At 64.1% G+C, this 18,847-nt stretch carries 12 protein-coding genes; 7 read left to right on the top strand and 5 right to left on the bottom strand.

Going from position 1 to position 18,847, the window contains the following annotated elements:
• Positions 1–100: 100 nt before the first annotated feature.
• A complete protein-coding gene (gene psrA / locus PCA31118_RS06080; protein WP_150624025.1) occupies positions 101–1,198 on the bottom strand; it encodes an iron-containing alcohol dehydrogenase PsrA in 1,098 nt (365 codons plus the stop codon).
• Positions 1,199–1,347: 149 nt separating this feature from the next.
• On the opposite strand from psrA, the gene PCA31118_RS06075 reads away from it, so the two are divergent.
• Positions 1,348–2,211 (top strand): LysR substrate-binding domain-containing protein, encoded by an 864-nt coding sequence (locus tag PCA31118_RS06075; RefSeq protein WP_150624023.1) that lies wholly within the window; start codon positions 1,348–1,350, stop codon positions 2,209–2,211.
• A gap of 45 nt (positions 2,212–2,256) precedes the next feature.
• Here PCA31118_RS06075 and PCA31118_RS06070 read toward each other — a convergent pair whose 3' ends face one another.
• Entirely contained in the window at positions 2,257–3,108 is an 852-nt protein-coding gene (locus tag PCA31118_RS06070; protein WP_150624021.1) for an undecaprenyl-diphosphate phosphatase, read from the bottom strand.
• Positions 3,109–3,351: 243 nt separating this feature from the next.
• On the bottom strand, positions 3,352–4,695 hold the full coding sequence (locus tag PCA31118_RS06065) for an O-acetylhomoserine aminocarboxypropyltransferase/cysteine synthase family protein (protein ID WP_246190103.1): 1,344 nt from the start codon (positions 4,693–4,695) through the stop codon (positions 3,352–3,354).
• Positions 4,696–5,028: 333 nt separating this feature from the next.
• Here PCA31118_RS06065 and PCA31118_RS06060 point away from each other — a divergent pair, with 333 nt between their 5' ends.
• Positions 5,029–6,012, top strand: a complete 984-nt coding sequence (locus PCA31118_RS06060) for a dienelactone hydrolase family protein (RefSeq protein ID WP_246190102.1) — start codon at positions 5,029–5,031, stop codon at positions 6,010–6,012.
• A 580-nt stretch (positions 6,013–6,592) separates the two neighbouring features.
• Here PCA31118_RS06060 and PCA31118_RS06055 read toward each other — a convergent pair.
• Together PCA31118_RS06055 and uvrA are read right to left on the bottom strand one after the other, a co-directional pair.
• Positions 6,593–6,901 (bottom strand): DUF4148 domain-containing protein, encoded by a 309-nt coding sequence (locus PCA31118_RS06055; RefSeq protein WP_150624017.1) that lies wholly within the window; start codon positions 6,899–6,901, stop codon positions 6,593–6,595.
• Positions 6,902–7,407: 506 nt separating this feature from the next.
• The gene (gene uvrA, locus PCA31118_RS06050) at positions 7,408–13,353 is read right to left on the bottom strand and encodes an excinuclease ABC subunit UvrA (RefSeq protein WP_150624015.1); all 5,946 of its coding nucleotides are present in this window, start codon (positions 13,351–13,353) and stop codon (positions 7,408–7,410) included.
• Between the two features lie 294 nt (positions 13,354–13,647).
• On the opposite strand from uvrA, the gene vapB reads away from it, so the two are divergent.
• The 5 genes from vapB to PCA31118_RS06025 all read left to right on the top strand — a co-directional run bounded on the left by vapB (position 13,648) and on the right by PCA31118_RS06025 (position 18,769).
• Positions 13,648–13,884, top strand: a complete 237-nt coding sequence (vapB, locus tag PCA31118_RS06045) for a type II toxin-antitoxin system VapB family antitoxin (RefSeq protein WP_150624013.1) — start codon at positions 13,648–13,650, stop codon at positions 13,882–13,884.
• A complete protein-coding gene (locus PCA31118_RS06040; RefSeq protein WP_044453217.1) occupies positions 13,884–14,288 on the top strand; it encodes a type II toxin-antitoxin system VapC family toxin in 405 nt (134 codons plus the stop codon). Before vapB ends, PCA31118_RS06040 begins: the two co-directional genes overlap by 1 nt.
• Positions 14,289–14,494: 206 nt before the next feature.
• A complete protein-coding gene (locus PCA31118_RS06035; RefSeq protein ID WP_246190101.1) occupies positions 14,495–15,028 on the top strand; it encodes a sigma-70 family RNA polymerase sigma factor in 534 nt (177 codons plus the stop codon).
• Positions 15,025–16,155, top strand: coding sequence for a FecR domain-containing protein (locus PCA31118_RS06030; protein ID WP_150624011.1), 1,131 nt, complete (start codon positions 15,025–15,027; stop codon positions 16,153–16,155). The genes PCA31118_RS06035 and PCA31118_RS06030 overlap by 4 nt, the downstream gene beginning before the upstream one ends.
• Positions 16,156–16,246: 91 nt before the next feature.
• Positions 16,247–18,769 carry a TonB-dependent siderophore receptor gene (locus PCA31118_RS06025; protein WP_174990356.1) on the top strand — a complete coding sequence of 841 codons (2,523 nt, stop codon included), beginning with the start codon at positions 16,247–16,249 and terminating at the stop codon, positions 18,767–18,769.
• Positions 18,770–18,847: the final 78 nt, after the last annotated feature.

The following is an 18,847-nucleotide window of genomic DNA, read 5'->3' as shown; positions in this document are numbered from 1 at the left end:
TTTGATAATGGGTGCTGCGGGAACTGCGGGTAAGACTCGAAAACACTCATGCAACGGCAACGACAGGACTACGAAAGCGTGGGCGCGCCACCCCCATCGATCAGGCGGCAGCGCCGATGAAATTGCGGCCGCGCGGGCCGTCGAGCGCAGCGGCGATCATCTGCGCCGACTCCGGCTCGCTCACCCCATAGGCGGAGAACTCGGTCGCCACGCCCAGACCGTTGAGGAACGCGGTGAGCGCATCGGGGGCACCGTCGATGTCGCCGTCGAAAACCTGTGCGAGCACCGCGTCGCGATCCGCCCGTTTGCCGATGGCCAGACGCATCACGGCCGGCAACGTGAACGAGCACGCAATGCCGTGCGGCAATCCGTGGCGGATCGTCATGTCGTACGAAATCGAGTGAGCCAATGCGGTTTTCGTGTTGGAGAAGGCCATGCCCGCCTGAAGGGCGGCCAGCGCCGCCTGTTCGCGCAACGGCATGTCGTCGAGCGACGCCATGAGCTTTGGCAGCACGCGCATCATCTCGCGCGCCGCCGTGACCGCAAACGTGTCGGAAATGGGATTCGCGTTGACGTTCCAGATCGCTTCGAGCGCGTGCGAGAGCGCATCGAGACCGCTCTGCAACGTGACGGCGCGTGGTAGCGAACGCGTCAGGCACGGATCGACGATGGCCGCTTCGGGCCACGTCTGCGGAAGATGCAGCGAGTACTTCTTGCGCTTCACGTGCCGATCCCACAGCGTGGCCCACGGCGTCACTTCGCTGCCGGTGCCGGCGGTCGTGGGAATCGTGATGAGCCGCTTCGTGCGCGTGGGCCGGAACGTGCCGCCGGCATCGAGCACATCGATGAGCGTGGCGAACTTGTCGTCCTCGCCCGCAACCATCAACAGCTTCGCGGTATCGAGCGCACTGCCGCCGCCGAGCGCCACGATCACCTCGCACTGTGAATAGCGACGCCAGAAGTCGCCGTACATCGGGGCGAGTTCCCGCACATCCGGATTCGGGCTGACCTGATCGATCACGCCGGCAAGCCGCTGACCGAGCAGCGCTTCGATCTGCCCGGTCATGCCGAGCGCGCGTGCCTCGGGCATGGTGACGAGCACCGCGCGGCGGTGGCCGACGAGTGCGGGCAAATTGGCGAGCGCTCCCGCACCGAAGTGGACGTCGACCGGATTATGAAAACGTGAACGTGCAGTCATGGTGAGATTCGCGCCGCGGCGTCCGAAGACATTGCGATCGTTTGACGAAGATTGAGCTGGATTATGGTGAGGGGCGTCCTATACTTCCAATTCACATTTTTTCGCCGATCTATTGGTAAAACCTATACCTCGTCACGGGAGCGTCACCGATGCGGATCACCCAGTTGCGCTCGTTCCATGCCGTTGCGCGTCACGGCAGCGTGACGCGCGCCGCGCAGGCGTTGCATGTAAGTCAGCCCACCATGACCACGCAGATCCGCGCGCTGGAAGAGACTTACGGGGTCGAGCTGTTCTATCGTCACGGTCGCGGCCTGACCCTCACGCCGACCGGCAAAGCGCTGTATGCCGTCAGCCTGCGCATCTTTGCCGACGAGGCCGAAGCGCTCGGTTTGCTCAAGGAACATGGCGGGCTGCGTACGGGGGAATTACGTCTGGGCGCGGTCGGGCCACATCACGCGATGGAAATCGTCGCCGCGTTTCAGCCGCGTTATCCCGGCATCCGGATCTCGATGCGCCCGGGCAATTCGGAAGAGATGATCGAAGGGCTGCTGGCCTATCGCACCGATGTGGCGGTCCTGGCGCGCTATCACGACGATGTGCGTCTGCACGCGGTGCCTTATCGCACGCATCCGGTCGTGTTGCTGGTGCCGCGCGCGCATCGCTTTGCGCGACGCAAGGGTGTCAGACTTGCCGACCTGGCCGACGAGCCGATGCTCATGCGCGAGCCGGGTTCGACAACGCGTCACGCGCTCGAAGCGGCCATGCAGGCGGCAGGTGTCGCGCCCAGGGTGGCGATGGAAATCGGTAGCCGTGAAGCGATTCGCGAAGCGGTGATTCTCGGCCTGGGCATCGCGGCCGTGTCGGCACGCGAACACACCCCCGACGCGCGGCTGGCGACGGTGCCCATCAGCGATGCGACGGTGGAGACGACGACCGTGGTGGTGTGTCTGGCCGAGCGTCGCGAATCGCGCGCCATCGCCGCGTTCATGGATGTCGTGGCGAAATTGGTCTGACGCACGGGGGAGCGCAGGGGAGCCTACGCCCCCCCTGACGTTGCGTTACAGGTACTGGCTGGCCGCGAGCACGATGGCCGACGCCACGAGGCAATAAATGCCGAAAAGGTACCAACGTCCATGTTCGAGCCAGCGCGACAGCCAGCGCAGGGCCACCAGACCGGCAAGGAAGCTGAACACCATACCGACGAGGCTCGGCGTGAGCACCGACATAAAGTGGCCCGAGAGCGTTTGCGCGCCCCCCGATTTGTAGAGACGGTAAGCCTCCTTGACGATCACCGGCGGGGTGAGCACCACGGCCAGCGCGAAGCTGAATTCCTCGACGCGCACCTTGTCCAGCCCGCGCAGCATGCCCGTCGAGATGGTCGATCCCGAACGCGAGAAACCTCGGAAGGGCAGGCAGACACCCTGTACCGCGCCGATCCATGCCGAGTCGGCGCCGCGCATCGGGCGATCGCCCATCGGCGGGCGCCGGGTGCCCGAAATCAGAATCAGAATCCCCGCCATCGCGAGGCCGGCCGAGATGATGTACAGATTGCCGAACAGATGCTCGATTTCCGCATGCGCCGAGCCGCGCATCAGCACTTTCTCGATGAAGAACATCAGCGCCAGACCGATCACGCCGGTGAATGCGGTCGCGATGATCACCTGCTTTGCATTGTGTACGAAGTCGTGCTTCGACGAGAAATAACGCTCGCGCCACGACTTCCAGAAATACACGATGACGGCGAGCATCGTGCCGGTGTGCAGCATGACGAGCAACAGCGTCATGGCCGGGGTGGAAGGGTCGAGCCCCATGAGCTTCTCGGCCATGATGACGTGAGCCGAGCTCGACACCGGAAGCAGCTCTGCCACGCCTTGTACGATGGCGAGCACGAGCACCTGCAAATAGTCCATGCGCAATCCTTGTGAAATGGGCAAGGACAGTACGCCGCCACTGTGACCGTTTGGTGACAGTCACATGACGACGCCCCGGCTGCCTGCCCTCAACCGGTTGCCGCGCATGATACTCCGACAGACTTGGCAGGAAATGAGGTCGCGCATGGAGACGGCGGCCCTTGGCTCAGCGCCGCTGTGCCAAGGGCCGCCTGGTGTTACGTCAGTCGAAACGATGCGCGACGGATCGATTTGCGAGCCGGTTCAGGTCGTCTTGCGCAGTGCCTGATCGAGGTCTGCGAGCAAATCGTCGATGTGCTCGATGCCGATGGACAGTCGAACCGTTTCCTCGCTCACGCCGGCCTTGCGTAATTCGTCCGGGGAGAGCTGGCGGTGCGTGGTCGAGGCGGGATGCGTGGCAAGCGACTTCGCGTCGCCGATGTTGACCAGACGGGTGAAGAGTTGCAGCGCGTCCTGAAATGCTGCGCCCGCTGCGCGTCCGCCCTTCACGCCGAAGGTGAGAATGCCGGGACCGCGTCCCGAGAGATACTTGTCCACGAGCGCGTGATCGGGATGCTCCGGCAACCCGGCGTAGTTCACCCACTCGACCTTCGGATGCGTCTTCAGGAACTGCGCGACCTTCAGTGCATTTTCCGTGATGCGCTCGAGGCGCAGGGCGAGCGTCTCGATGCCCTGAAGAATCTGAAACGCGTTGAACGGCGAAATGGCCGCCCCCGTGTTGCGCAACGGCACGACCCGTGCGCGCCCGATATATGCAGCCGGCCCGAAGGCTTCCGTATAGACCACGCCGTGGTAGCTCACGTCCGGCTCGTTCAGTCGCTTGAACCGTGTCTTGTGCTCGGCCCAGGGGAACTTGCCCGAGTCGACGATGGCGCCGCCGATGCTCGTGCCATGCCCGCCGAGATACTTGGTGAGCGAGTGCACCACGATGTCCGCACCGTGCTCGAACGGACGCAGCAAATACGGCGACGGCACGGTGTTGTCGATGATGAGCGGAATGCCATGTCGATGCGCAATCTTCGCGAGCTTCTCGATATCGGTGATATTGCCCAGCGGGTTGCCGACCGACTCGGCGAAGATGGCTTTGGTCTTGTCGTCGATCAACGGCTCGAAGGACTCCGGCTCGCGCGGATCCGCAAAGCGTGTCGAAATGCCCGAGAGCGGCAGCGTATGCGCCAGCAGGTTGTACGTGCCGCCGTAAAGCGTGCTGGCCGCCACGATGTTGTCGCCGGCCTCGGCAATCGTCTGGATGGCGTACGTCACGGCCGCTTGCCCGGACGCGAGCGCGAGCGCCGCGACACCGCCTTCGAGGGCCGCAACGCGTTGCTCCAGCACGTCTTGCGTCGGATTCATGATGCGCGTGTAGATGTTGCCCGGCACCTTGAGGTCGAACAGATCCGCCCCGTGCTGGGTGTCGTCGAAGGCATAGGCCACGGTCTGATAAATCGGCACGGCCACGGCGCGCGTGGTGGGATCGGGACGATAGCCGCCATGCACGGCGAGTGTCTCGAGGCGCCATTGCGACGTTTGCGGGGCTTCTGCCGTCGTCGGGTGGTTGTCTTCGTTTTCCTTGTTCGTGCCGCTCATATCGAATGTCTCCGGACAGGCGTTGCGTTCCGCTCACGGAACGATCGGACGGATGGGTGAGGTATCCGAGTCCATTCTAAGGGGCGGTGTGGCAATGCCTTATCTCCGATTGGCAGATGCTTAGCAGCGGTTTGGCGACGACATGACGGATGGCCGAATGATCGAATGGCGAGAATGGCGAATTGGCGAAATGGACGAACGCGCGCCTGACTCGCAACCGTTCGTAATATGGCGAAAGACACGGCGCACACACTGCGCGCTATCTTGCGGACATTGGCGACGAGACCCGGACGCGTTGCCGCGCACTTCGACAATCTTCGCAGGGGAACGTCCATGCCATCGCGCTTCGCTCTACGCACACAACGCACAAATCGCATCCACCGTTCACGCACGATGGCCGCGCTCACATGTGCCATCGTTCTGTCATTGGGCGCCATGACCGACGCCGTTGCGCAAGAGAAGGTGCAGGTAGCGTCTCTGGATGTCGACAGTCATGGGGCGCCGGTGACGCTTGACGCCTACCTGTTTCGCGCGGTGAATGCGAACGGGCCGACGCCCGCCGTCGTCTTTCTGCATGGCTGCAACGGCATGTTCTCGCGCAAGGGCACCATCGATGCCCGCGAACTCGACTGGGCGCGGCGCTTTAACGCGACGGGTTACACCGTGTTGATGGTCGACAGCTTCACCACACGCGGGCAGGCAAGTGAGTGCGCGAGGGGCGGACCGGTTCGTCCGTGGGCGGAGCGTGCGCGCGACGCGTACGGGGCGTTGCGCTACCTGCAATCGCTGCCGGGCATTCGGGGCGATCGCATTGCACTGATGGGTTGGTCGCACGGCGGTGGCACCACGCTGTTCTCCATCGGGCCGAAAGGGCCGGGACAAATGCTGAGCGCGCCGAACGCCACGAACGGTACGAGCACCACGAGCGCCCCGAGCGAACCGAATGCACCGTCAGCACCAGACTTCGCAGCAGCCGTCGCGTTCTATCCGGGCTGGTGCAACGCCAAGGCGCAGGGCGCGGACTGGTCGACGAAGATTCCGCTGCTGCTTCTCACAGGCGCCGACGACGTCTGGAGCAAGGCAGCACCGTGCGAAGCCTTCGTGAACGATGTCGTCGCCAAGGGCGCGCCGATCACCTTCCACATTTATCCGGGGGCGTATCACGACTTCGATGCACCGAACATGCCCGTTCGCGCGCGCCCCGAATTCACCGATCCCAAGACCCATGTCGTGCCGATTACGGGCACCCAGCCCGAAGCGCGCGAGGACGCGATTGCACGCGTCACGGCGTTTTTGGCGAAGACGATCGGCGAGTAAGTTTTTTGCTCGGCCGTCGACCGGTCGCCGGACATATCGTCGGACATATCGCCGGAAAGCGCGTGTGGGAAAAGGCTGCACGACCGATACGGCAAAAACTGTTCACCGATCGTCCACAGAGTTACCCACAGAAAAGCCGGGGATGTCCACAGATAATCCACCGCTTTGCCCCCAGCTTATGGACGGGTTATGCAACGCCTATCCACCGTATACCCACAGGATATACACCGGTTATCCCCGCCCTTCCGGTCACTTTTCCCCGACTTTTCCCCTGCTTATCCTCAGCTTATTCCCCGATAATCCACAAGCTTGCCCACAGGGGTCACACAGCTTGTACACAGCGTTATCGACAGGGTTATCCACATAGGGTGTTTTGACGTGCTGTGCGATCGAATGGATCGCCGACGCCCATCGCGCGCGCAAAACAAAATCGGCCGCTATCGAAGCGGCCGATCAAGTATCGGAGGCTGCTACCCCGGCGTTGGAGTGCGCTCTATCGGCGCAGGGTCACGGGGTTACGGCATGCCCGGCGATTCGTACCGGCTCAGTCACCGAACGGGTTGCTGGGTTAGGTACCGAATTAGTTACCGAAATAAGTCGTACCGGCGCGTTGCAGGCCACCGACCGAACCCATCGTGACCGGGGCGCTGGCCGTTGCCGGTTGTGCGCTCGGTACTGCCTTCGGGTAGACGGCGTCGTGTTGGACCACAAGACCGGCTTGCTGCGCTTGCACAAGTTCTTCACGAACCTGCGCGCGGGTCAGCACGCTGGTTTGAGGCACCCACGAGAATTCCGAGGGACCGTCGAATGCGTCGCTGGCGAAAGCCGAACCGGCCGAAACGGCCAGCATTGCGGAAACCAGGGCTGAGGTAATAAGAGTGCGCTTCATGATGATGCTCCTGTCTGTTTGAAAGAGGCGATGTTCAATTCATCGTCGACAGTTGCAGTCTATTGCTCGCATCAATCGCAATAAAGTCGATAATTGTCTATTTCTAATTTCAAATTTAGAAATAATTGGAAATATTTCGGTAGACCGGCGAAAGACAGGGCATTAGCTACTAGTGAGCGCACACACTTGCTAAGATGTCCGTAAATACTGGAAATTTATCGTATATTTTCAATATATTTCGCTTGGAAGCCGCCCCGTGCGATGACGGCCGATGCGGAACGAAACATCTACGTCCAAAGACATCAACAAGCGTCACGACGCTGGGATTCACGCGCAGACATGAACGCGGGACGCCGTCGTCGGGCGTCCCGCAGGGTGACCGGCCATCTTCGGCCGGTCAATTCGATGACTACGCAGCCGGCGCACGCCGCGCCGGTATCGCCGGTGTCGGACCGCTTTCCCGGGCCGTTGGCGACGCCCGGCTCAGGCGGGGATCGATTGGCTCGCTACTTCGCGGCGACGGCGTCCTCCGGCGTCGCCACCGTCGCGCCTGTGGCGGCCGTTTGCGCCAGCACCGGTTTGAGGGCGATCCCGGTGTGGCTTTCCTTCACCGTTGCCAGCACGTCGGGCGATGTCGCGGCAACCACGGTCCCGCCGTCCTTGCCCCCTTCCGGTCCCATGTCGACAATCCAGTCAGCCTCGGCAATCACATCGAGGTTGTGCTCGATGACGACGACCGTATGTCCACCGTTCACCAACCGATGCAGCACGTTGATGAGACGCGCCACGTCGGCCATGTGCAAACCGACGGTTGGCTCGTCGAGCACATACAGCGTGTGCGGCGACTTCTGGCCGCGACGCGTAATGTCGTCGCGCACCTTGGTCAACTCCGTCACCAGCTTGATACGCTGCGCTTCGCCGCCCGAGAGCGTCGGGGACGGCTGCCCCAACGTGAGATAGCCAAGTCCGACGTCCTTCATCAGTTGCAGCGGATGGGCAATGCTCGGCATCGATGCGAAAAACTCGACGGCTTCGTCCACTTCCATGGTCAGCACGTCGCCAATGCTCTTGCCGCGCCAGGTGACCGCCAGCGTTTCGGCGTTGAAGCGCTGTCCGTGGCACACGTCGCACAACACCTTCACGTCCGCGAGGAAACTCATGCCGATGGTGCGCACTCCCTGTCCCTCGCACGCCGGGCATCGTCCTTCCCCGGTATTGAAGGAGAAGCGCGACGCCGAATAGCCACGGGCTCGCGCTTCGAGCGTATCGGCGAACAGACGGCGGATCGTGTCCCAGAAGCCGATGTAGGTCGCAGGGCATGAGCGCGGCGTCTTGCCGATCGGCGTCTGATCGACTTCGAGTACACGGTCGATCGTCTCCCAGCCGGTAACCGACTCACAGCCATGCCAGCCATGCGCCACCGCACGACGCGGTTCTGCCGGCGCCTCCGACTTCGCGCGCGGCTTGCCATCGGCCTTGACCGCATGACGCACGGTGCCTTTGCGCGCCCGACGTTCGGCCGGCGAAGACAATACGGAACGGCCCACGGCATCGAGCAGGTTCGTCATCAGCACGTCACGCGCAAGCGTCGATTTTCCCGACCCCGACACGCCCGTGATTGCCGTGAGACGGGAGAGCGGCAGCGACGCCGTCACGTTCTTCAGGTTGTGCAGTGTGGCGCCATGCACCGTCAGCCAGTGCGGCGGCACCGCCTCGACACCCTTCGCCGACGCCACGACTTCGCGACGCGGCTGAATCGGGTGCTGCAACGGATGCGCGAGGAATTTGCCGGTCAGCGAGTCGGGATGCGACGCGAGGTCCGCCACGTTGCCCTGCGCGACGAGCGTGCCGCCGCGCTTGCCCGCGCCCGGTCCGATATCGATGATGTGATCGGCGCGGCGAATCGTGTCTTCGTCGTGCTCGACGACGACCAGCGTGTTGCCCTGATCGCCGAGCTTGCGCAGCGCGCCGAGCAGAATGCCGTTATCACGCGGATGCAAACCGATGGTCGGCTCGTCCAGCACGTAGCAAACGCCCTGCAAGTTGCTGCCGAGTTGCGCCGCGAGTCGAATGCGTTGCGACTCTCCGCCTGAGAGCGTGGGCGCCGCGCGGTCGAGTGTGAGGTAGCCGAGGCCCACCTCCTCCAGAAATTCGAGACGCCCCTGAATCTCGCTGATCAGATCGCGCGCAATGCTCGCATCGCGCCCCGTCAGCGCAAGCCCCTGAATCCACTCACGCGTATCCGTCACGGTCCATTGGGCCACGTCGGAAATGGCGTGCTCGTCAAACGTTACCGCGCGCGCGACGTTGTTCAGACGCGCCCCATGACAGTCCGGACACGGCTGATCGCCCACGTCTTCCGGCTCCTGGTCCTGCGACGGCAGGGCATGTTCGCGCCCGCGATTGTCCTGGTTGAGCACCGTATCGTCAAACGCTTCGCGCTGCTCGCGCGTGAGCGCCAGTCCGGTACCCACGCAAGTCGTGCACCAGCCGTGTTTGCTGTTGAACGAGAACATGCGCGGATCGAGGTCCGGATAACTCGTGCCGCACACCGGGCACGCGCGCTTGACCGAAAACACTTCGATCTCGCCTACGCCTTCGCCCGGTTGCTCGTGGCTCATGGTGTCGCCCAGGCCATCGAGCGGTGCGAGCAGATGCATCACCCCCTTGCCCAGTTCCAGCGCCGTCGCGAGCAGCGTGCGCAGCAACCCTTCGTTCTCGGGCGTGACCACCACGTCGCCGACCGGTAATTCGATGGTGTGCTCGCGAAAGCGATCGAGCTTCGGCCAGGGATCGACGGGCAGGAACACGCCATCCACCCGCAGGTGCGAATGCCCGCGCGCCTTGGCCCACTTCGCCAGATCGGTATAAATGCCCTTGCGTCCGACGACCAGCGGGGCGAGCAGCCCGACATGCTGCCCGCGTCGGTCGCGCAACAACTGCGCAACGATCGAATCGGGACTCTGTGCAGTGACCGGCGCACCATCGTGGATGCAATGCTGAATGCCGAGCTTCACGTACAGCAGACGCAGGAAGTGCCAGACCTCCGTGGTCGTCGCGACAGTACTCTTGCGCCCGCCACGCGACAGACGCTGCTCGATGGCGACCGTCGGCGGAATGCCATACACAGCATCGACTTCCGGGCGTCCCGCCGGCTGCACGATGGAGCGCGCGTAGGCGTTGAGCGATTCGAGGTAACGGCGTTGGCCTTCGTTGAACAGGATGTCGAACGCAAGCGTCGACTTGCCCGAGCCGGACACGCCGGTGATCACGCTGAACTTGCCGCGGGGAATGGCCACGTCGAGCGACTTGAGGTTGTGCTCGCGCGCATTGACGATACGAATGTCGTTGCCGCCGGCGGGCATGTCGGGTTTGCCGGCCCCACGTTGGGCACGCGCCGCACGCAAGGCGGTTTGCAGCGGCATGCCGGCGTCACCGCCAGCCAGGCCCGACGCCGCCGCCTGCGCAGGTGCCACCACCGTGCGTTCGTAATCGGCGAGCGCGCGCCCGGTGTGCGAGCCCTCGCACGCCACGACTTGCGCGAGCGTACCGGCGCACAGCACTTCACCACCGCCTTCGCCGCCTTCCGGCCCCAGATCGATGATCCAGTCTGCCGCGCGCACCACGTCCAGATTGTGTTCGATGACGAGCAGCGAATTGCCGCCGTCGAGCAGCTTGCCGAACGCGCGCATCAGTTTGGCGATGTCGTCGAAGTGCAGACCGGTCGTGGGCTCGTCGAAGATGAACAGGCGTCCGCGATGAGCCACCTTCTGGCCGCTCGCGGTCTTCTTCTGCGCCGCTTCCGCAAGGAAGCCGGCGAGCTTCAGTCGCTGCGCTTCGCCGCCCGAGAGCGTCGGTACGGGTTGGCCCAGCTTCACGTACTCGAGACCGACATCGACGATGGGCTGCAACACACGCAGCACGTCGCGATCCGACGAGAACAGTTTCACGGCTTCGTTGACGGTGAGCTCGAGCACATCCGACACGCTCAGTTCGCGCATCGCTTCGCCCGGCACCGCGCGTTGAATCTTCACGTCCAGCACTTCCGCGCGATAACGCTTGCCGTCGCAGTCCGGGCAACGCAGATACACGTCGCTCAGAAACTGCATTTCCACGTGCTCGAAGCCCGAGCCACCGCAAGTCGGGCAGCGCCCATTGCCGGAGTTGAAGCTGAACGTGCTGGCGTTGTAGCCACGTTGGAGCGCCACCGGTTCGGCCGCGAACAGTTTGCGAATCTCGTCGAACGCGCCGACATAACTCGCCGGGTTCGAGCGCGCCGTCTTGCCGATGGGCGACTGGTCGACGAACACCACGCCCGACAACTGCTCGGCGCCGATCAACTCGTCGTGCGCGCCCGGCGCTTCGGTCGGATCCCCGAAGTGACGCGCCAGGGCCGGACTCAGAATGTCCTGCACCAACGTCGACTTGCCGGAACCGGACACCCCCGTCACGCACACGAGGCGTCCCAGCGGAATGTCGACGTCGACGTGCTTGAGGTTGTGCTCGCGCGCGCCGGTGAGCGTGAGACGCGGTGTCGCATCATCGACCGGACGCGCACGCCAGTTCGAGGCGTTGGCCACGTGCTTGCGGCCGCCAAGATAGCTGCCCGTGAGCGTGTCGGCCTGGCGCACCTCCTCGGGCGTGCCGTCGAACACGATCTGACCGCCGCGCTCACCGGGGCCGGGCCCCATGTCGATCACACGGTCCGCCGCAAGCATCACCGCGGGGTCGTGCTCCACGACGACAAGCGTGTTGCCGGCGTCACGCAGTCGATGCATGGCGGCCACGATACGGTCCATATCGCGCGGGTGCAGGCCGATGCTCGGCTCGTCGAGAACGAACAGCGTATTGACGAGCGACGTGCCAAGGGCCGTCGTCAGGTTGATACGCTGCACCTCGCCGCCCGAAAGCGTACGACTCTGGCGATCGAGCGTGAGGTAGCCGATGCCGACGTCGCAAAGGTACTTCAGGCGCGTGCCGACTTCCTCCTGCAACAGCTTGAGCGCATCGTCGAGCAGGCTGGAGGGCAGAGTGAGCGAATCGAAGAACTGACGCACGCGCGTGATCGGCATGAGCATCAGATCGTGCATAGTCAGCCCGGGCAGCGCTTCGAGCTGTTCGCGCGACCATGACACGCCGCGTGGCATGAAGCGTTGGGCAGGCGGCAGCACGGCGTCGGCGTTCTCCTTCGAGCCCAGACGCCACAGCAGGCCCTCCGTCTTCAGCCGCGCCCCGCCACAGGTCTCGCACGTGGTGTAGCTGCGGTACTTCGAGAGCAGCACGCGAATGTGCATCTTGTACGCCTTCGACTCGAGGTAGCCGAAGAAGCGACGAATGCCGTACCACTGCTTGTTCCACTCGCCCTTCCAGTCCGGGTCGCCCTCGATGACCCACTCGCGATGCTCGGGCGAGAGCTTCGACCAGGGGGTGTCGCGCGGAATCCCGGCCTTGCCGGCGTACTCGAGCAGGTCGTCCTGGATCTCTTTCCACGCGGGTGTCTGAATGGTCTTGACGGCACCGCCACGCAGCGTTTTGCGCTCATCGGGAATCACCAATCCCAGATCGACGCCGATCACCCGACCGAAACCGCGGCAGGCCTCGCAGGCGCCGTAGGCGGAATTGAACGAGAAGAGCGCCGGTTGCGGGTCGGCGTAGTGCAGGTCGCTGTCGGGGCAGTGCAGGTCCTGCGAATAGCGCCAGATGTCCGGCTCGCCCGTCTCGGCGAGCACATAGACATTCATGCGCGCGCGGCCGCGTTTGAGCGACGACTCGATGGCTTCCATCGCGCGCGCCTTCTCGGTGTTCTGCAAACGGAACCGGTCGGCAACCACGTCGAGCACCTTGCGCGTGCCCTCGGCGGTCGTGACTTCGCGCTCGGCCTGCACGCGCGTGTAGCCGGACGCCGAGAGCCACTGTTCGACTTCGTCGGGCGTGACGGTCGCGGGCAGTTCGACCGGGAACGTGACGACCAGACGCGGGTCGTCCTTCGCGGTACGCGCCATGAGGTCGGCGTAGATCGTCTCGGGCGTGTCGTGACGCACCGGCTGCGCCGTCTCGCGGTCGAACAGCGCCGCCGCGCGGGCAAAGAGGAGCTTGAGGTGGTCGTTGAGTTCGGTCATCGTGCCGACCGTCGAGCGCGAGCTGCGCACCGGATTGGTCTGATCGATGGCGATGGCGGGCGGCACGCCTTCCACATGGTCGACCTGCGGACGGTCCATGCGGTCGAGGAACTGACGCGCGTAAGCGCTGAAGGTCTCGACGTAGCGACGCTGGCCTTCGGCGAACAGCGTGTCGAACACCAGACTCGACTTGCCGGAACCGGACGGGCCGGTCACGACGGTCATCTCGCCGGTCTGGAGATCGACGTCGAGGTTCTTGAGGTTGTGCTGGCGAGCGCCACGAATACGAATGGCGTGGCTGGCCGACGGATCGGGTTTGGAGGGCTTATCCACTTGGTCTCTGGGCAGACGAGAGAGCGCGTACGCGCCTTGGGGTAACTACTCTATCAGGCCGATACGACAGTCGCTGGCAGCATTCATGCGTCGCCCGGCACGCGATGATTGTACTGTATATTTGTACAGCATCCATCGATTCCCATGTTGAAGGTGGTTGTAATTCCAAGGGCCTCTTCTCACTCCGCCCAGGCCACCCCGGCCACTCCCAACGCAATGTACACACATATGTATTTACATTCATCCGACCAACGCCTAGAGTATTCGCATGACGCTTTCCTGCTGGAGTCCCTCATGCACTTCACCCGCGCATTCCGCAACGGCAATTCGCAAGCCGTGCGCATTCCTGCCGAACTGGCTTATGCGAATACCGACCTGGAGCTCGAGATCGAGCGCATAGGCGACGAAATTCGCATTCGACCGCGCCGCCGGCCGCTCACCGGCGTGCTCGACAAGTTCGCCCGATTCGGCGACGACGTCATGGCCGAAGGTCGCGGCGATCAGGAACAGTCCGATCGCGAGGCGCTGTAATGGCACGCTACATGCTGGACACCAACATCTGCATCTACCTGATGAAGCATCAGCCCGAGGCGGTGGCGAAACGATTTGCGCAGTGCCATGTGGGCGATGTCGTGATGTCGGCGATCACGTTTGCGGAGCTTTCGTTCGGCGTTTCCGTCTGTGCGAACCCCGCCCGGGAGCGTCACCATCTTGCGGCATTAGTTGAGGATATTCCGGTTTTGCCGTTCGACGCCGTCGCCGCCACAGCCTACGGTCCGGTACGCGAGGCCACACGTGAGCGCCGCAAGGACCAGCTCGACAAATTGATCGCCTCACACGCGATCTCGCTCGGCGTCACGCTGGTCACGAACAACGAACGTGATTTCGCCGCCTATCCCGGCCTGCAAATGGAAAACTGGCTGAACGACGCCTGATCTCGACACGATCCGCGCTTTCCGGCGCACCCTTCACTTCGGCCCCCCGATCGACTGTCCGATTGCCCGATCCCCGCTGTTTTCGTCAGTCCCGTCTTCCATCCGTCACCGCGCGATAGGTCATGATATGATGCGAATGATTATCATTAACCTGAACAGCGACTAGCTCAGCGACGGTTGCGTGCCGATGCAGCCAAGCCAACACCATGATGCGTGACGACAACGGGGGACGCCAAGACCACGCACGCGCCGACGCGTCCGGCCTCGCCGCGCTCTATCACGATCATCACGGCTGGCTGCGCAACTGGTTGCAACGCAAGCTCGGCAACCACGGCGACGCCGCCGACCTCGCGCACGACACCTTCGTGCGCCTGCTCAGCAAGGACACCCCGGTGTGCCCGCGCGAACCGCGTGCTTTCCTCACCGTCGTCGCGCAGGGGCTCGTTGCCAATCTGCATCGCCATCGCAAGATCGAAGCGGCGTACTTGGAAGTGCTGGCGGCGCAGCCCGAAGCCGTCGCGCCCGACCCGGAAACCCGCGCGATCCTGCTCCAGACACTCATCGACATCGACCGCCGCCTCGATGGCCTGCCGCCTGTCGTGCGCCGCGTCTTCCTCTTGTCGCAACTCGACGGGCTGGCCCAACGCGAGATCGCCGTGACCGTCGGTGTCTCCATCGCCACCGTCCAGCGTCACATCGTCAGGGCGCTGCACGCCTGTTGCTTCGGAGGTCCTGCATGAGCCGCACGAGCCCCGTGAGCCCCATGAGTCGCACGAGCGGCATTGCGCCGTCCACGCCGCTGCCCGAGGCCATCACGCTGGCCGCCACCGAATGGTTCGTCCGTCTACAGGCCCTTGGCATCGATCCCGGCATCGATGTCAATGCCCGCACAGGGGCACATGACGGTAAGGACGACGATGCGAACGCACAAGCCAGCGCCGACGTCCGGGCCGATTTGCAACGCTGGCAACGTTGGCACGATGCCGATGCACGCCATGCGCTCGCGTGGCAGCGTCTCGTCGAATTCGGCGCCCACCTGCGGACCATTCCGCCACTCGTGGCGCACAACACGCTCGCGCGTGTCCGCGTCAACCCGAGCCGACGCCGCATGCTCGGCGTCATCGCCGTGGCGGGCGTGACCGGCGCCGTCTGGACGGCCAGTGAGTCGAACAGCGTACGCGCCTGGCGGGCGGACCTGCGCACCGGCGTGGGCGAGCGCCGCACCGTGCAACTCGCCGATGGCACCACCCTGGCGCTCAACACCGACTCCGCTGTGGACGTGCATTTCTCGCAGGATGAGCGCCGCTTGCGGCTCGTGCGGGGCGAAATCGCGATCACCACCGGGGCCGACGCCGATCATGGGCATCGGCCGTTCTTCGTCGATACCGCGCAGGGCAGCCTCCAGGCGCTCGGCACACGCTTCGTCGTGCGCGAGCATGACGACAGCGCCGCCGTTGCCGTGCTCGAAGGCGCGGTGCGCGTGGTGCCGGCCAACCGCGCGAGTGCCGCCGTGGTGCTGAGCGCGGGGCAGGGCGCGACCTTCGATCGCGGCGCACTGCGGTACCGCTTCGACGACGCGAGCGCCGCCAACGCCGCCGCCGCATGGACACAGGGGATGCTCGTCGTGCATGCCATGCCGCTTGGCGACTTCCTCGACGAACTGAGCCGGTATCGGCGAGGCCACCTCGGATGCGCGCCGGAAGTCGCCGGGTTACGCGTGTCGGGCATCTATCCGGTCGACGATACCGATCGCGTGCTCGACATGCTCTCGCGGGCGTTGCCGGTAGAGGTGCAGCGCTACACCCGCTGGTTCGTCCGCCTTCAGCCCGGCACGCGCGCCGGGACACCGTCACCCAAAATATTTTGACGTCGGATGAGGGGTTTTCGAATCTCGCGGGGCATAGACAGGAAAGCCCCGTTTCGATGTTTCGATGCTCCAACGAAAGGAATCCGCCGTCATGCCTTCTCACGTCAGCCCCACGCCTGTGCGTGGTGAGACCGTTGCCGCCCGCCGCGCCATGAGCGCCATTGCGCTTGCCGCAGGCACGTTGTTCACCGTGACCGCCCTCACCACCATCACGGCAATCACGGCCTCGAACGCCCGCGCACAATCGGTTGCGCCGGCGCCGTCCACTGCGCCCACCGTACCCGCCACGGCCACCCGCGCCGCTCAGTCGCTGCACATTCCCGCCGGCTCCCTGCAACAGGGGCTCGTCGCCTTCGCCCAGCAAACCGGCCTGATGATTGCCTACGACGCAGCACAGATCGCCGACAAACGCACGGCGGGCGTCTCGGGCAGCTATACGCCGTCGCTCGCGCTCGCGATTCTGATCGAGGGCACCGGCCTGCAAGCCACCGGCCAACCGAACGGCGGCTACATCGTCGCGCCCAGTCCGAACGCCACGACCGGCGCCGATGCGGGCCCCGCCGTCGCGCTGGCGCAGACGAACGTGACCGCACAGGCCGAGCGCGACGTCGCGCGTGGCCCGGTCGTCGGCTATGTAGCCACCCGCAGCGACACGGCAACGAAGTCGGACACCTCGATCATGCAGACGTCCCAGTCGATCAGCGTGATTCCCCGCGACCAGATGAACGATCAGGCCGTGCAGACGGTCACCGACGCACTCAAGTACGCCGCCGGCGTGAATGCCGATCCCTACGGCAGCGACACTCGCGCCGACTGGTTCTACATTCGCGGCTTCAACGCCGACGTCTACTGGGACGGCCTGCGCGTGCCGCAGATCGCCAACCGTCCCGGCAGCTACGCCGCCGTTCGTGTGGATCCGTACACGCTTGAACGCGTGGAAGTCCTGCGCGGTCCGAGTTCCATCCTTTACGGCGCGGGCAACCTCGGGGGCCTCGTCAATCTCGTGAGCAAAGCGCCCAGCGCGGAGGCCTATCGCGAGATCGGCATCGACTACGGCACGTTCGACCGTCGGCAGCTGCGCGTGGACATGACCGGCCCGGCCAACGAAGACGGCACGCTGCTCTACCGCATCACGGGCCTCGGCCGCATGTCGAACGCCCAGACCGACAACGTGAGCGACGACCGTCTCATGATCCAGCCATCCATCACCTGGCGGCCGAACGCGCGAACGAGCTTCACATGGTTCGTGAACTACACGCAGGACAACATGGGATCGTCGGTCAGCTACGGCCCCGCACTCGGCATGGTCAATCCCTCGCGCTGGGGTCGCATCGACCGCGACCTGCTCACGGGCGAGCCGTCGTTCGACCGCTATCGCAAAACGCAGGTGGCGACCGGCTATCGCTTCGAGCATCGCGTGAACGACGCCGTGCAAATCCGCTCCACGGCGCGCTTCACCCACATGGACCTCGATTACAAGTCCATCTACGGCACCGCATTGCTCGCCGATCAGCGCACCTACCAGCGCACGGCCTATCAGGCCGCACCGATCCTCAACGGCTGGCAGCTCGACAATAACGTGCAGTACGACGCGAAGACCGGCCCCGTCGCGCACAAAGTGGTCGGCGGCGTGGACTTCCAGACGCAGCGCTTCCTGAACCGCGTATGGACGGGCACAGCCCCGTCGCTCGACCTTTATGCGCCGGTCTATGGCGTGAAGGGCGTGTTGCCCGCCAATCCCACGACAAGCACCGATCAGACGCAAACGCAGCTCGGTCTGTACTTGCAGGACCAGATGCGTTGGGACCGCTGGTATCTCACGCTGGGTGGCCGCGAGGATTTCACGTGGTCCACGACGGACAACAACATCGCGAAAACGTCGGTGGAGCAAACGCCGAACAAGTTCACGTGGCGTGCTGGTCTGCTGTACGAATCGGCGATTGGCCTGTCGCCGTACTTCAGCTATTCGACGTCGTTCCTGCCTACGCTCTCGACGAACCTGGCAGGCGCCCCCTTGCAGCCGACGACCGGCGAGCAGTACGAAATCGGTCTGAAGTATCAACCGCTGAACACCAACGCGATCTTCACGGCGTCGCTCTTCAACCTGACGCAGCAGAATGTCTCCACCGCCGATCCGGCCAACACGCGCAACACGATCCAGACGGGCGAAGTGCGTTCGCGCGGCGTGGAACTCGAAGCCCGCATGAGCCTGACCTCCAGGCTCAACATGGTCGCGAGCTACACGTATCAGGACGTGGAAGTGACGCGCAGCAACAACACCGATCTGGGAAAACGCCCTTATGGAGTGCCGCGCAACATGGCCTCGCTCTGGGCCGATTACAACTTCGGCAGCGTGGGTGACGCCAAGCTCGGCGCGGGCGCGGGCATCCGCTACATCGGGCAGACGGCGGGCGACTCGGTGAACTCGTTTTCCGTGGCCAGCGTGACGCTCGTGGACGCTTCGCTGCACGCCGACATCGGCTGGCGCTGGCGCGTGCAACTCAATGCGAGCAACCTGTTCGATCGGACCTACGTCGCCGGATGCAACACCACCGTGCAGTGCTATTACGGCACGGGCCGCACGGTGCTCGGTAGCGTCACGGCGCGCTGGTAACGCACGAAGGAGCGTCAACACGGCGCTCCATCCGGTGCCCGTGTCGATGGAGTAGCATGGCGAAATCCAGGCTCTCCT

The organism is Pandoraea captiosa, from assembly GCF_902459775.1.
Classification (GTDB): domain Bacteria; phylum Pseudomonadota; class Gammaproteobacteria; order Burkholderiales; family Burkholderiaceae; genus Pandoraea; species Pandoraea captiosa.
This window is presented reverse-complemented; position numbering and strand designations above follow the sequence as displayed.

What these genes read in the sequence shown, in the direction of transcription:
- psrA (WP_150624025.1), bottom strand. Translation starts at nt 1,198, where the DNA reads ATGACTGCACGTTCACGTTTTCATAATCCGGTCGACGTCCACTTCGGT.
- PCA31118_RS06075 (WP_150624023.1), top strand. Translation starts at nt 1,348, where the DNA reads ATGCGGATCACCCAGTTGCGCTCGTTCCATGCCGTTGCGCGTCACGGC.
- PCA31118_RS06070 (WP_150624021.1), bottom strand. Translation starts at nt 3,108, where the DNA reads ATGGACTATTTGCAGGTGCTCGTGCTCGCCATCGTACAAGGCGTGGCA.
- PCA31118_RS06065 (WP_246190103.1), bottom strand. Translation starts at nt 4,695, where the DNA reads ATGAGCGGCACGAACAAGGAAAACGAAGACAACCACCCGACGACGGCA.
- PCA31118_RS06060 (WP_246190102.1), top strand. Translation starts at nt 5,029, where the DNA reads ATGCCATCGCGCTTCGCTCTACGCACACAACGCACAAATCGCATCCAC.
- PCA31118_RS06055 (WP_150624017.1), bottom strand. Translation starts at nt 6,901, where the DNA reads ATGAAGCGCACTCTTATTACCTCAGCCCTGGTTTCCGCAATGCTGGCC.
- vapB (WP_150624013.1), top strand. Translation starts at nt 13,648, where the DNA reads ATGCACTTCACCCGCGCATTCCGCAACGGCAATTCGCAAGCCGTGCGC.
- PCA31118_RS06040 (WP_044453217.1), top strand. Translation starts at nt 13,884, where the DNA reads ATGGCACGCTACATGCTGGACACCAACATCTGCATCTACCTGATGAAG.
- PCA31118_RS06035 (WP_246190101.1), top strand. Translation starts at nt 14,495, where the DNA reads ATGATGCGTGACGACAACGGGGGACGCCAAGACCACGCACGCGCCGAC.
- PCA31118_RS06030 (WP_150624011.1), top strand. Translation starts at nt 15,025, where the DNA reads ATGAGCCGCACGAGCCCCGTGAGCCCCATGAGTCGCACGAGCGGCATT.
- PCA31118_RS06025 (WP_174990356.1), top strand. Translation starts at nt 16,247, where the DNA reads ATGCCTTCTCACGTCAGCCCCACGCCTGTGCGTGGTGAGACCGTTGCC.